The sequence below is a fragment of the Kerstersia similis genome (assembly GCF_965139615.1).
GTDB classification, from domain to species: domain Bacteria; phylum Pseudomonadota; class Gammaproteobacteria; order Burkholderiales; family Burkholderiaceae_B; genus Kerstersia; species Kerstersia similis.
The window spans coordinates 22,030-34,837 of sequence record NZ_CBCSIQ010000028.1; the positions used below are offsets into that span (position 1 = coordinate 22,030).

The window sequence follows — 12,808 nt, forward strand, 5'->3', positions numbered from 1 at the left end:
TGGCGCCTGTTGCCAGCGCCGGTATGCCGCCGGCCTGGACATCATTCCCTCACACCCGCACAAGACTCAAGGAGCAGCACACATGGCCCATATCGCCCTTATCGGAGCCTCCGGACAAGCCGGCTCGCGCATTCTGCAGGAGCTTTCCCGACGCGGCCACCAAGTGACCGCGCTGGCGCGTCATCCCGAAAAAATCGCCGTATTGCCTGGCGTGATTGCCCGTCGCGCAGATGTTTATGATCAGGCCGGCCTGATCGAGGCGCTGCGCGGCCATGATGCCGTCATCAGTGCCGTGCATTTCACCGCCAGCGATACCGCCGCCCTGCTGGCAGCCGTCAAAGCCTCCAGCGTGCCGCGCTATCTGGTCGTGGGCGGCGCCGGCAGCCTGGAAGTCGCCCCCGGCAAACGCGTGCTGGACCTTCCCGATTTCCCCGCCGCCTATCTGGCGGAAGCCACCAAGGGTGCCGAATTCCTGGAACAATTGCGCGCCGAAAAAGCGCTGAACTGGACCTTCCTGTCACCCTCGGCAGAATTCGTCGCTGGCGAACGCACCGGCCAATTCCGGCTGGGTAAAGACACCTTGCTCAGCAATGAAACAGGCAGCCGTATTTCGTTCGAGGACTACGCCATCGCACTGGTGGACGAACTGGAAAAACCCGCTCACTCGCGCCAGCGTTTCACCGTCGGCTATTGAGCCTTGACCGGCATCTTCCCTATCGGCCGCCCCGCCTGGCATCGACCTGACGGGGCGGCCTGCCTGGCTGATATCGCCCTCGGGAAAACACCAATCTCACGCGCCGCAAATTCGGCCTGATTGCCGTACACTGCGTAGCTTGCTGCGACATTTGCCGCAGCGCACCATGTTTAACGCTGCCGCAAGCTGAATGGCGGCCTGTTCCCCAGACCCAAGCACCCCCGGCGGCAAACACCAGGAGATACCAGCAATGTCCAGCTCCACGGAATCCGGACAATCCGGCGCTGTTTCCGAGACGGAAGGCGGCCATCTGGCGCGCAATCTATCGAATCGCCACCTGCAACTGATCGCCATCGGCGGCGCAATCGGCACCGGCCTGTTCATGGGCTCGGGAAAAACGATTTCACTGGCCGGCCCGTCCATCCTGCTCGTCTATGCCATCATCGGCATCATGCTGTTTTTCGTGATGCGGGCGCTGGGTGAGTTGCTGCTGTCGAATCTGGAATACCGCTCCTTTGCGGACTTCGCCGGCGACCTGCTGGGCCCCTGGGCCAAATATTTCACCGGCTGGACTTACTGGCTGTGCTGGATCGTCACCGGCGTGGCCGATGTAGTAGCCGTCGCGGGCTATGTCGCCTTCTGGTTCCCTGAGCTTCCGCTATGGATCCCCGCCATGGGGTTGATCCTTGTCCTGCTGGTGCTGAACCTGCCTTCCGTGCGCAACTTCGGCGAAATCGAATTCTGGTTCGCCTTGATCAAGATCGTCGCCATCAGCGCGCTCATCATTACCGGCATGGTCATGCTGCTGAACCACTTCCAGCTGCCTGACGGCACCCCCGCCCGGGTAGGCAACCTATGGGAACATGGCGGATTCTTCCCCAATGGATTCAGCGGATTCGTCGCCGGGTTCCAGATAGCCGTGTTTGCTTTCGTGGGTATCGAACTGGTTGGTACTGCTGCCGCCGAAACCGAAAATCCGCGCCGCAATCTGCCCAAGGCCATCAACTCCATTCCTATCCGGATCGTGTTGTTCTACCTGGGCGCCCTGTTTGTCATCATGACAGTCACACCCTGGGACAAGATCAGCCCTGATACCAGCCCCTTCGTCGCCATGTTCTCGCTGGCCGGCCTGGCCATTGCCGCGCACGTTGTGAACTTCGTTGTGCTGACCTCTGCCGCATCCAGCGCCAACTCGGGTATTTACTCGACCTCGCGCATGTTGTTCGGCCTGGCCTCCAGCGGTGACGCTCCCCAGGGCTTGAGCCGCCTGAACCGCCGCCGGGTACCGGTCAACGCCTTGTTCTTTTCCTGCGTCTTCCTGCTGTCCGGCGTGGTACTGCTATATGCCGGCCAAAGCGTGATGGAAGCCTTTACGCTGATGACCACCATCTCTGCCTTGCTGTTCATTTTCGTGTGGTCCATCATCCTGGCTTCGTACATCCAGTACCGCCGCAAACGCGCTGCCCTGCATGCCGCCTCGGACTTCAAGATGCCTGGCGGCATCCCCGCCGCCATTGTCGTGTATATCTTTTTTGCCTTCGTCCTCTGGGCCCTGGCACAGAAACCGGACACGGCCGTCGCGCTGATTTACACGCCCCTCTGGTTTGTATTCCTGGGCATTTCCTATATTTTCGTGCGCCGTCGCAAAATTGCCGCCGGCATCACGGAATAGACCGCCTCAAGGTCGGCGCATCGCTAACGATGCGCCCCTGCATTCCGCTACTTCCGACGCCGGCCTCGTGCCGGCGTTATTTCTTTGTCTTTTGACGCAGCGCAGACGCGAATTACGCTTTGTCGCATTCCTTCGTTTACGCCATCCTGAGAACACAGTAAGCTCGCATGATACGTTGAGGATATGTAACGCCTATGGCGGCATATCCTGATGCCCAATCCTGCCATGGCGTTTCGCGCCCGGCGAATCCAGCACAATGGAGACTGATGATGCGCAAGCAAGGCTATTCCTCCTCTCGTCGTACCCTGGCCGCATGCGCCATGGCATTTGCCAGCCTGACGTTCGCGGCCTGCACCACCACGACTCCCAATGACACGGCCAGCGCCGCTGAACAGCGCAGCCAGATCAATGCCGGCGTGAATTCGACCTTGAGCCGCCTCTACAGCGCGGCTCCCGGCTCCCAAACCCTGATCCAGCAATCCAAGGGCGTGCTGGTATTCCCCTCAGTCATGAGCGCCAGCTTCATCGTCGGCGGCGAATACGGCAAGGGCGCCCTGCGCGTCAACGGCGTAACCCAGGGCTACTACAGCCTGGGTGGTGGTTCCATCGGCTTCCAGGCAGGCGCTCAATCCCGTGCCATCGTCCTGGTCTTCACCACCCAGCAAGCGCTCGACTCCTTCCTGAGCAGCAGCGGCTGGGCCGTCGGCGCCGACGCCAACGTCGCCCTGGCCACCCTGGGTGCCAACGGCTCTCTGGACAGCAATACCATCAATCAACCGGTCGTCGGCTTCGTGCTGAACAATGCCGGTCTGGCTGCCGGTGTCTCGCTGCAAGGCTCCAAGGTTCAGCCGATAGACCTGTAATCCCCCAGCCCGGGAATCTCTGCTCAAGGGGTTCTGTGGCCGGCTGCCTTGCACTTTGCGAGGCAGCCTCCTTAGTGCCCGTAAAAAAAGCGCCTGGATACATGAACGTATCCAGGCGCTTTTCATTGCATCCACCCATAGTCTCGGCAGATGCTGGCACAGCGATTACAACTCAGTTGATGACCTGTTCGATTTCGCCGGCAGCGCGTGCACGCTGCAGTTCCTGTTGAACCTGGGCGCGGCTCAGCGGCGTACCGACATTCAGACGCGGCAAGTCATTCGGACGAACATTCGTCAGACCGGCCGCCTGGGCTTGCGCCAGTTCTGCCTGGACTTGTTGCGAGCTCAGCGGGGTGCCGACACGCAGCGGCGGCAGGTCGTTAGGGTTATCAGTCGCAGCATGCACTGTGGCGGCACCCGCCACAGACACGGCAACCAGGGCGAACGACAGGGTTTGTTTCAGTGCTTTCATTTGTGCAACTCCTACGGTTTTATATGTCTGCTTCCCGCGCTCTGGTTCGTTTGCGGGAACATGTCAAAACGATGACAGTGACGACAGTATGCGTAGAATCCCTAGTATGAAAAAGCGTAAATTCGCAAATCATCTTTCCATATATGGAAATATCAGAATAAAAAAATACGAATTACCGACTGAAATAGAATGAAACTTTCTCGATGCTGTTCAGATACCCACTGGAATCACTTTCATCTTCATAGAGACCCAAAGTGATGAAAAATGTGCGCACGCAGCAATGCCTAGGTACCGGTAGCCACTGCATGGCGACCAGGCAGCGGCAGGCATCACGTCAATCCGGATAGTGCCTGGCAATGAAAAACGCCCGATGCCATGGGGCATCGGGCGTTTGACGCAGCCTTCACCGTACAGAAGCTATGCGCGGTGAAACTCGCGATTGGAAGCGTTCGCCGGGCGCAGGGAATCAACCCACATCATTGCGTATTATTGGCCGCGGATTCCGGGCCCACCTCAGGCACCAGCTTGCGCGATAGCGCTTTGGGCAAGGGGAAGGCCACATTTTCCTCTTCTCCTGGCAAGGTGCGCACAGACAAGGCGCCCAGTTCCTTGAGCCGGTCTATCACCTCTCGCACCAATACCTCCGGCGCGGAAGCGCCAGCCGTTATGCCGATGCGCTGGCGACCTTCCAGCCAGGCCGGATCTATGGCATCAGCCCGGTCGATCAGATACGCATCGGTACCCAGACGCTCCGCCACTTCGCGCAAACGGTTTGAATTCGAGCTGTTGACGCTGCCGACCACCAATACCAGGTCACAATCCGGCGCCATGAATTTCACGGCATCCTGGCGATTTTGCGTGGCATAACAGATGTCGCTCTTCTTGGGTTCGACAATGGTCGGAAAGCGCTGGCGCAAGGCCTGCGCCACCACGGCCGCATCATCCACCGAGAGCGTGGTCTGCGTTACATAGGCCAGATTGTCAGGATCCTGAACGCTCAGCGTCAGGACATCTTCGGCCGTTTCCACCAGATAGATGCCATCGTCCGCCTGCCCCAGCGTCCCCTCGACTTCAGGATGCCCCCGGTGGCCGATCATGATGACCTCGCGCCCTGCTGCCCGCATGCGCTTGACTTCGATATGCACCTTGGTCACCAGGGGGCAAGTCGCGTCGAACACGTTCAGCCCGCGATCCTCGGCCTCCTTGCGGACTGCCTGAGACACGCCATGGGCCGAAAACACCACGATGGCCCCTTTGGGCGCCTGGTCCAGGTCGTCGATAAAGACTGCGCCTTTGTCGCGCAGCGTCGATACGACATAGCGGTTATGCACGATTTCATGCCGCACATAAATCGGCGCGCCATGCAGCTCCAGCGCCCGCTCCACGATGTCGATGGCACGATCGACGCCGGCACAGAACCCCCTGGGCTGGGCCAGGACGATCTCGCCCGCGCTGATCGGTGTCTCTACGCTCGTCATCAAAGCACTCCAAGAATGGCCACATCCACCGTCAACGCAATCCCGGCCAGCGGGTGATTGAAATCGAAAACGGCGTGGTCTTCATTGACGGATTTCAGCACGCCGGAATAACGCAGGCCATTGGGCGCAGTGAACTCCACCATATCCCCCGGCGTGAAACTGGCATCGGGGCCTGCATGCTCTTCCAGCATCGCACGCGTGACAGCCTGTACCAATTCCGGGTTGCGATCCCCGTAGGCCTGGGCCGGCGCAACGGTGAAACTGAATTTATCCCCTTCACGATGACCCAGCAAGGCTTCTTCGAGCCCAGGCGCCCACTGGCCGATCCCCATTTGCAAGGTCGCCGGACGGCCATCGAAAGTATCCGCAAACACAGAACCCTGCGCCGGCCCGGAGGCCAGCACAATGCGGTAATTCAAGGTGAGGTACGAATCCGCATGGATCGAAGCATTCACTGGTTCAGCTGTCGCGCTCAAAGTCTGCCACCGTAGCGAGTTGGATATCAATCCCCCATTTTAGAGTGACTTATGCCAGAAACCCAAACCAGCACCCCGCTCTTGCCCCGCGAACGGCTGATTCGTTACGGCGCTGCCGCCCTGGAAGACGCTGAACTGCTCGCCATCATGCTGCGTACAGGCACTGCGAACACGCCCGTTCTGAGCCTGGCACGGCAGCTATTGCAAGGTTTCGGCGGGCTACGCCAGCTGTTGGCGGCAGATCGGGCGGCACTGGCCGCCATTCCGGGACTGGGCCCAGCCAAATCCTGCCAGCTTGTCGCGACCATGGAACTGGCCAGACGGTCCTGCGCGGAAGCGTTGCAGGACGACAACGTCATGCAGCAACCGGAAGCCGTCGCCCGTTATTGTGCCGCGCACCTGGCCCATTTGCGCATTGAACATTGCATTGCCCTGTACCTGGACAACCGTTTGCGGCTGCTGGCCTGCCGCACGCTGTCACAAGGCACGACCAACCAGGCATCCGTGTATGTCGGGGAAGTGGTCCGCTCGGCGCTGGCCCATCATGCCAGCGCCATGATCCTCGCCCACAATCATCCTTCCGGCTCGCTGGAGCCCAGCCAAGCGGATATCGAATTGACCCGCAAAGCCAAGGCGGCCCTGGCGCTGGTAGATATCAAGCTGGTCGATCACCTGATCATTGCCGGCAATGCCAGTTGCTCCCTGGCAGCGCTCGGGCTTTGCTGACCCGCCTATCACGCGGCAGCCCGGCAAGCATTGGAATCCTCACGTTTGGAACTTCACGTTCGGAACCCGAACGCAGCGTGACCGGCCTGCCTCGCCCCCCTGAGTACATCCGCCTGTACCTGGCCACGACACACCTGCATGCGGGCTCGCGCGCAGGTTGCGCTCAGGTATTTTTACTCAGATTTTTCAGGCGTCTCTTCCTGCGCCGGCTCACGTGCGCGCGCCTCGCGTCCATCCCGGTACAAGGCGACTTTGCTCAACAGCATGGCGCTCAAGGGAGCCGTCATGACGATAAACATCGTGATCAACACTTCATGAAACGCCAGGCGCCCTTCCGAGAGACTGAAGTACAGGATGCTGGCCACCAGAATACAGCCGCACCCCAAGGTATTGCCCAGGGTAGGCGCGTGCAGCCGCTGATAGAAATTGCGCAAGCGCAGCAGACCGATGGAGCCGATCAGCGCCAGCAGGCCGCCCGCGACCAGCAGGAATGCGATCAACACCGATGCGGCGGTACCGAGTTCCGATTCCGTCATGGCTCAATGACCTCCCCACGCAGCAGAAACTTGGCAATCGCGACCGAACTGACAAAGCCGAACAAGGCAATCAGCAGCGCAATTTCGAAATAGGTGCTGCTGCCCGCGCGCAGCCCCTGCACCAGCAGGATCAACATGCAATTGATGTAGGCGGCATCCAGCGCCAGCACACGATCCTGCGCTGTCGGGCCGCGCATCATACGGATCATGCACAAACCCAGGCCGACGGCGAAGCACAGCAAAGCAAAGCCGGATGCCCAATTCAGTATCGGATTCATGATTCGTAAATCTCCATGAGGGGACGCTCATAACGCGACTTGATCAGGCGCACCCAGGCGCCTTCATCGCGTAGATCCAGCACGTGCAGCGTCATCAGGCGGCGGTCTTCGCTGAAACCCGTGCAGACGGTTCCCGGAATTGCAGTCACGATCCCCGCCAGCACGGCCTGCCCGTGCGGATCCCGCAAATCCAGCGGAATCTGGATGAAACCCGAGCGTTGGCGGCGCGCCTGCCCGCCGAGAATCACCCCGGCTACCGCCAGATTGGAAAGCAGGATATCCCACAATATATGCAGCGCCAGCGGCACAATCACCGGCGCCAGCCTGGCTTTGGCCTGCAAGGGCCGCAAGCGCTGGGTGATGTACGGGCCAAACCAGCCGAGCACGGCAGCCAGCAAGAGTGTGGAAGCATCCAGGCTCTGGTTGAGCAGGATCCAGATCAGGAAAAGAACAATGCTAACCGGCCAGGAAGGAAACCATTTCTTCATTGCGCACCTCCCGCCGCAGCACCCAGTACCGCATCGGTATAGCCTGTAGGCACAGAGAGATATTGCACGGTTTGATCCAGGTAACTCAGTACCGGCCCGGCAAATATCACCATCAGCACGCACAGCCCCAGCAACCACAGCACCGGAGCAATATCCATCAAGCTCAGACGCACGCGCTGACGTTCGACCACCCAGAACGTGCGGATACCAACGCGCGACAGCGAAACAATCGCCGCCAACCCGGAGAGCAACACCACCGTGATGAACACCCAGGCACGCCCCGACACGGGCTCGGAAGAACCGGCATCGCCCAACGCAGCGGCAAACATGCCGAACTTGGCGATGAAGCCCGACAGCGGCGGCAGGCCGGCGATAATCAGCGCGCCGCACACAAAACAGCCCCCCAGCACGGCCAGGGCGGCAGGCACCGTGATTCCCACCACCGTATCGGCCTGCTCCGTATCGGCCTGCGAATCATCCGGAACCCCGAAGGCTTCCAGGCTCAAGGCCAGCACATCTGCGCCAAACGGCCGGTTGCGTTCGATCAGATCCACCAGCAGGAAAAGCGCGCCAACGGCGAAGGTGGAACTGACCAGGTAATACAGCGCTGGCGCGATGATCTGCATCTTCCCGAAGCCGATGCAAGCCAGCAAGGTGCCTGCCGATACGATCACGCTGTACGCCGCCTGGCGCCGCATATCCTGCGAAACCAGCAGGCCTGCGCCCGCCACCACGATGGTCAGGATACCGACGGCAAAGACCTCGGTACTCGCAAACGAGGTGAAGTCCTGCGGGCTGTCCTGCGACGCCAGCAAGGAGGTCAGGCGCAACACGGCATAGGCACCCACCTTGGTCATGATGGAAAACAATGCGCCTACCGGTGGCACCGCCGAAATATAGGCCGGCACCAGCCAGAAGTTCATGGGCCAGGCGGCCGCCTTGATCAGGAAGGCGCACCCAAGGATCGCCGCCCCGGACTGGAACATCGCCAGGGCCTTGTCATCCAGGCGGCCTGCCAGCGTCGCAAGCTCCGCCATGTTCAGCGTGCCGACACTGCCGTAGATCAAGGTAGCGCCGATCAGGAACAGCGAGGAGCCGACCAGATTGATGGCAATGTAATGCAGGCCCGACTTCACCCGTGCCTGACCCGAACCATGCAACAGCAGGCCATAAGACGCCGCCAGCAGGATTTCGAAAAACACGAACAGGTTAAAAATATCCCCCGTCAGGAAGGCGCCATTGAGCCCCATCAGCTGGAACTGGAACAAAGGATGGAAGTGCACCCCTGCCTTGTCCCAGCGCTGCAGCGCCGACAGCATGGAAGCCAGCGCCAGCGCCGCCGTCACCACCAGCATGAGGATGGACAGACGGTCTGCCACCAGGACAATGCCGAAAGGCGGCTCCCAGTTGGCGGGACGATACGTCAGCACCCAGGTCTGCCCTTCGAAGGCTGCCAGACCCAGCATGACGAGCGCCACGACCAGAACCAGTACCGTTGATATCAGGCTGATGCGGCGGCGTTCCGCCTTACGGGTATCGTTCAGCAGCAGCATGGCTGCCCCTGCCAGCATAGGCAGCAGGATGGGCAGAATCACCAAATGAGACAACAGGCCGCTCACGAATCACTCTCCTTGCCATCCACGTGATCGGTACCACTCAATCCCCGCGCCGCCAGCAACACCACCAGGAACAGCGCCGTCATGGCAAAGCTGATGACAATAGCGGTCAGCACCAAGGCCTGCGGCAGCGGATCGGCATAGTTGGCGATATCCGCAACTTTCTCACCGTCCAGGACTGGCGGCTTGCCCACGCTGAGGCTGCCCGTCCCGAAGATGAACAGATTGACAGCGTAGGACAGCAGCGACAGCCCCATGATGGTCTGGAATGTCCGGGGCCGCAGCAACAGCCAGACGCCAGCGCCCGTCAGGACGCCTATGGCCAATGCAACAATCAATTCCATATCAAGCGCCCTCCCCGGCTTCGTTCTCCGCCATGGCAGCGCGAGCGCGATGACTGCGTGCCGACTGGTGCGCCAGGGCAACCAGCATCAATACCGTGGCGCCCACCACCAGCATGTAAACGCCGATATCGAACAACAGCACCGTGCCCAGCGCGATATGACCAAACAGCGGCAGCGAAAACTCCAGCACCATGGAATCCATATAGGGCCGGCCAGCCAGCCACGACAGCGCGCCCGTCAGCGCGGCCAGCAGCAGACCGCCGCCGATCCAGTGCTGGGGCCGCAAGCGCATGCGCGATTCCACCCAGGCCGTCCCGCCCACCATGTACTGCAGCAGAATGGCCATGGCCATGACCAAGCCGCCCACAAAGCCTCCGCCCGGCAGATTATGGCCGCGCAACAGCAGGTAGATGGACACCATGCCAGCCATGGGCAGCAGCAATCGGCTGACCACCGCCGGCACCATCAGATAATCCAGCGGCAGGTCGCCATCCCGCACGCCTTGATTGCCATAGGCATAGGGATCTGCCTGCTGGCGCGTCTGGCCCAGGCTTTCGATGGCCGGCCGGAACCGGCGCAACAAGGCATAGACGGTCAGCGCTACGGCACACAGCACCGTAATTTCGCCCAAGGTATCGAAGCCGCGGAAATCCACCAGGATCACGTTCACGACGTTGTTGCCGTGCCCAAGCGGCTTGGCTGCCTGCAAAAAGAAATTCGACAGCGTATAGCCCTGATTGTGAGTCATGACGATGTACGCCAGCCCCGCCATGCCCAACCCCACCAGGACGGCAATGGCCAGATCTCGCAAGCGCCGCAAGCTGGTCAGCAGTTCCTTGACCTGATTCGGCGGCGCCGAGCCTGCCTGCTCGACACGCATAGGCAACCAGCGCAGGCCCAGCAGAATCAAGACCGTGGTCACGATTTCCACGCCCAGCTGGGTCAATGCCAGATCCGGCGCGGACAGCCAGGCGAACGTCATGACCGTCACCAGGCCGGTGCCGCTCAGCATGATAAGCGCAGCCAGCCTGTGATATTTGGCCTGGAAGGCCACGCCCACCGCGCAGGCAGCACCAAAGGCCCACATCAGCGCAAACAGGGGGTCGAATTCGTGCCAGCCCGGCAAGGCGCCGACGCGCTCGCCCTTCATGAACGGCGTGACCCCTGCCAACAGGCCGACCAGCAGGATGCAGAGAATCTGCTGTTGCAGCCTATCCGTGCTGACATAGCGCAACAGCCAGGCCGCACCATCGGTAAAGCGAGACTTCAGGCTCTCGTAGGTACGCTTGCCATCGAAACCATAGATCAGCGGCGTGCCGTCGATTTCACCGACCTTGAGGTGGCGGTTCATGACAACATACACGGCCACACCGCCCACCAGCGCCAGGATGCTCATGATCAACGGCATGTTGAACCCGTGCCAGATCGCAAGGCTATAGGCCGGCAGATGATCCCCCAATACCGAGATCGCTGCCGATTGCAGCATGGGGCCGACAGCCCAGGCCGGAACGATACCGACCACCAGGCAGGCCAACACCAGCATTTCAATCGGGAAACGCATCCAGCGCGGGGCTTCATGCGGGGTACGGGGCAGATCCGTGGCCAGGGGGCCGAAGAACACTTGATGAATCATGCGCAGCGAATAGATCACGCTGCCCATGGCAGCCACCGTCGCCGCGACCGGCAGGGCCACGTGGAACAGGCCGGCACGCTCCAGGAAGAGCGTCTCGGAAAAGAACATTTCCTTGGACAGAAAGCCGTTGAGCAGTGGCACACCGGCCATCGCCGCCGCCGCCACCGTCGCCAAGGTCGCCGTGATGGGCATGCAATGCCGCAGGCCATTCAGGCGCCGGATATCCCGTGTGCCGGTTTCGTGATCGACGATCCCCACCGCCATGAACAGCGACGCCTTGAATGTCGCGTGGTTCAGGATGTGAAAAATCGCCGCGACCGTCGCCAGCGGGCTATCCATGCCCAGCATCAGGGTGATCAGGCCCAGGTGGCTGATGGTGGAATATGCCAGCACCCCTTTCATGTCGGTCTGGAAAATCGCCGCGTAGGCGCCCAGCACCAGCGTCACCATCCCCGCGCCGCCGATCAGCCAGAACCAGGCGTCGGTACCGGCCAGCGCAGGCGAAAGACGCAACAGCAGGAACACGCCAGCCTTCACCATGGTGGCCGAATGCAAATAGGCCGACACCGGCGTCGGCGCCGACATGGCATGGGGCAACCAGAAATGGAAGGGGAATTGCGCGCTTTTGGTCAGCGCGCCCAGGGCCACCAGAATCAGGGCTGGCAAATACAGCGCGCTGTCGCGAATGAGCGCACCCGAGGCCAGCACGGTATCCAGGTCATAGCTGCCGACAATATGCCCGAGCAGCAGCACGCCCGCGAGCAGGCATAGCCCCCCCGTCGCGGTAACCGTCAGCGCCATGCGCGCCCCCTGGCGCGCATCGCTGCGGTGATACCAATACGAAATCAGGAAGAAAGAGGCCAGGCTGGTCAGTTCCCAGAACAGCGCCAGCTGGATCAGGTTGCCAGAGAGCACGACGCCCAGCATGGCGCCCATGAACACCAGCAGGAAAGCGAAGAAACGCGGCACCGGATCTTGCGGCGACATGTAATAACGCGCATACATGGTGACCAGTACGCCGATGCCCGTCACCATCAGGGCGAACATCCAGGCCAGGCCGTCCATGCGCAGCGAGAAATCCAGGCCCAGCGTCGGTGCCCACGCCAGCGTGAAGCGAACCACGCCGCCATTGGTCACCTCGGGATAGAGCGACAGCGTCAGCAGCAAGCCGATGGCAGCCACGATCCCGGCTGCCCAGGATTCCCGGCTACGGCCGTCACGCGGCAGCCGTGCAACGACCAGACTGGCGACAAAAGGAAGTATCAGCAGCAGCAATAATCTCATCGCGCCAGCCCCCCCAGCGCATTGAGCCATACACGCCGGACATCCCATCCGGCGTAATCGGTGCTACTCCCTCGACAGGCCCGCACCGCGACGGGCCTTGCATCATGCAGCGTGTACAGTTTTCTTCTCCTGGTGTGGCCCCCGCGGCGCCGGGAAAAAACGTATGGACAATCCATGGAAAAGCATTCTACCCCCTAGCGTCACAGGCTTGTTACACAAAAAAATGTGCATCTGCAACATGCCAGAGA

At 60.9% G+C, this 12,808-nt stretch carries 13 protein-coding genes; 4 read left to right on the forward strand and 9 right to left on the reverse strand.

All coding sequences use genetic code 11. From position 1 onward, the window contains the following. The first annotated feature begins 82 nt into the window (after window positions 1-82). From ACNA1V_RS14825 to ACNA1V_RS14835, 3 genes are all read left to right on the forward strand, one after another. Window positions 83-694 carry an NAD(P)-dependent oxidoreductase gene (locus ACNA1V_RS14825; protein ID WP_415834405.1) on the forward strand — a complete coding sequence of 204 codons (612 nt, stop codon included), beginning with the start codon at window positions 83-85 and terminating at the stop codon, window positions 692-694. A gap of 250 nt (window positions 695-944) precedes the next feature. Beyond that, window positions 945-2,366, forward strand: a complete 1,422-nt coding sequence (locus tag ACNA1V_RS14830; protein WP_415834375.1) for an amino acid permease — start codon at window positions 945-947, stop codon at window positions 2,364-2,366. A gap of 266 nt (window positions 2,367-2,632) precedes the next feature. Beyond that, entirely contained in the window at window positions 2,633-3,229 is a 597-nt protein-coding gene (locus ACNA1V_RS14835; RefSeq protein ID WP_415834376.1) for a BPSL1445 family SYLF domain-containing lipoprotein, read from the forward strand. 172 nt (window positions 3,230-3,401) lie between these two features. Here the strand turns inward: ACNA1V_RS14835 and ACNA1V_RS14840 are convergent, their stop codons facing one another. The 3 genes from ACNA1V_RS14840 to ACNA1V_RS14850 form a co-directional block, all read right to left on the reverse strand. Further along, on the reverse strand, window positions 3,402-3,701 hold the full coding sequence (locus tag ACNA1V_RS14840; protein ID WP_415834377.1) for a DUF4148 domain-containing protein: 300 nt from the start codon (window positions 3,699-3,701) through the stop codon (window positions 3,402-3,404). A 476-nt stretch (window positions 3,702-4,177) separates the two neighbouring features. Beyond that, a complete protein-coding gene (gene ispH / locus ACNA1V_RS14845; protein ID WP_415834378.1) occupies window positions 4,178-5,179 on the reverse strand; it encodes a 4-hydroxy-3-methylbut-2-enyl diphosphate reductase in 1,002 nt (333 codons plus the stop codon). Beyond that, window positions 5,179-5,655 carry an FKBP-type peptidyl-prolyl cis-trans isomerase gene (locus tag ACNA1V_RS14850; RefSeq protein WP_415834379.1) on the reverse strand — a complete coding sequence of 159 codons (477 nt, stop codon included), beginning with the start codon at window positions 5,653-5,655 and terminating at the stop codon, window positions 5,179-5,181. The genes ispH and ACNA1V_RS14850 overlap by 1 nt, the downstream gene beginning before the upstream one ends. Window positions 5,656-5,706: 51 nt before the next feature. On the opposite strand from ACNA1V_RS14850, the gene radC reads away from it, so the two are divergent. After that, window positions 5,707-6,381 carry a RadC family protein gene (gene radC / locus ACNA1V_RS14855; protein WP_415834380.1) on the forward strand — a complete coding sequence of 225 codons (675 nt, stop codon included), beginning with the start codon at window positions 5,707-5,709 and terminating at the stop codon, window positions 6,379-6,381. A gap of 173 nt (window positions 6,382-6,554) precedes the next feature. Here radC and ACNA1V_RS14860 read toward each other — a convergent pair whose 3' ends face one another. From ACNA1V_RS14860 to ACNA1V_RS14885, 6 genes are read right to left on the reverse strand one after another with little or no spacing between them, the layout of a single operon-like run. Beyond that, complete coding sequence (locus ACNA1V_RS14860) at window positions 6,555-6,917, reverse strand: Na+/H+ antiporter subunit G (protein ID WP_415834381.1); 363 nt, start codon at window positions 6,915-6,917, stop codon at window positions 6,555-6,557. Next, window positions 6,914-7,195, reverse strand: a complete 282-nt coding sequence (locus tag ACNA1V_RS14865; RefSeq protein WP_415834382.1) for a K+/H+ antiporter subunit F — start codon at window positions 7,193-7,195, stop codon at window positions 6,914-6,916. The genes ACNA1V_RS14860 and ACNA1V_RS14865 overlap by 4 nt, the downstream gene beginning before the upstream one ends. Further along, window positions 7,192-7,683, reverse strand: a complete 492-nt coding sequence (locus tag ACNA1V_RS14870; RefSeq protein WP_415834383.1) for a Na+/H+ antiporter subunit E — start codon at window positions 7,681-7,683, stop codon at window positions 7,192-7,194. The genes ACNA1V_RS14865 and ACNA1V_RS14870 overlap by 4 nt, the downstream gene beginning before the upstream one ends. Next, complete coding sequence (locus ACNA1V_RS14875; protein WP_415834384.1) at window positions 7,680-9,302, reverse strand: monovalent cation/H+ antiporter subunit D; 1,623 nt, start codon at window positions 9,300-9,302, stop codon at window positions 7,680-7,682. Before ACNA1V_RS14875 ends, ACNA1V_RS14870 begins: the two co-directional genes overlap by 4 nt. Beyond that, on the reverse strand, window positions 9,299-9,643 hold the full coding sequence (locus ACNA1V_RS14880; RefSeq protein ID WP_415834385.1) for a Na+/H+ antiporter subunit C: 345 nt from the start codon (window positions 9,641-9,643) through the stop codon (window positions 9,299-9,301). The genes ACNA1V_RS14875 and ACNA1V_RS14880 overlap by 4 nt, the downstream gene beginning before the upstream one ends. A 1-nt stretch (window position 9,644) precedes the next feature. After that, complete coding sequence (locus ACNA1V_RS14885) at window positions 9,645-12,560, reverse strand: monovalent cation/H+ antiporter subunit A (protein ID WP_415834386.1); 2,916 nt, start codon at window positions 12,558-12,560, stop codon at window positions 9,645-9,647. Window positions 12,561-12,808: the final 248 nt, after the last annotated feature.

Bases quoted from the DNA above. Each gene is read 5' to 3' on its own strand.
- ACNA1V_RS14825 (WP_415834405.1), top strand. From the start codon at position 83: ATGGCCCATATCGCCCTTATCGGAGCCTCCGGACAAGCCGGCTCGCGC.
- ACNA1V_RS14830 (WP_415834375.1), top strand. From the start codon at position 945: ATGTCCAGCTCCACGGAATCCGGACAATCCGGCGCTGTTTCCGAGACG.
- ACNA1V_RS14835 (WP_415834376.1), top strand. From the start codon at position 2,633: ATGATGCGCAAGCAAGGCTATTCCTCCTCTCGTCGTACCCTGGCCGCA.
- ACNA1V_RS14840 (WP_415834377.1), bottom strand. From the start codon at position 3,701: ATGAAAGCACTGAAACAAACCCTGTCGTTCGCCCTGGTTGCCGTGTCT.
- ispH (WP_415834378.1), bottom strand. From the start codon at position 5,179: ATGACGAGCGTAGAGACACCGATCAGCGCGGGCGAGATCGTCCTGGCC.
- radC (WP_415834380.1), top strand. From the start codon at position 5,707: ATGCCAGAAACCCAAACCAGCACCCCGCTCTTGCCCCGCGAACGGCTG.
- ACNA1V_RS14860 (WP_415834381.1), bottom strand. From the start codon at position 6,917: ATGACGGAATCGGAACTCGGTACCGCCGCATCGGTGTTGATCGCATTC.
- ACNA1V_RS14865 (WP_415834382.1), bottom strand. From the start codon at position 7,195: ATGAATCCGATACTGAATTGGGCATCCGGCTTTGCTTTGCTGTGCTTC.
- ACNA1V_RS14870 (WP_415834383.1), bottom strand. From the start codon at position 7,683: ATGAAGAAATGGTTTCCTTCCTGGCCGGTTAGCATTGTTCTTTTCCTG.
- ACNA1V_RS14880 (WP_415834385.1), bottom strand. From the start codon at position 9,643: ATGGAATTGATTGTTGCATTGGCCATAGGCGTCCTGACGGGCGCTGGC.
- ACNA1V_RS14885 (WP_415834386.1), bottom strand. From the start codon at position 12,560: ATGAGATTATTGCTGCTGCTGATACTTCCTTTTGTCGCCAGTCTGGTC.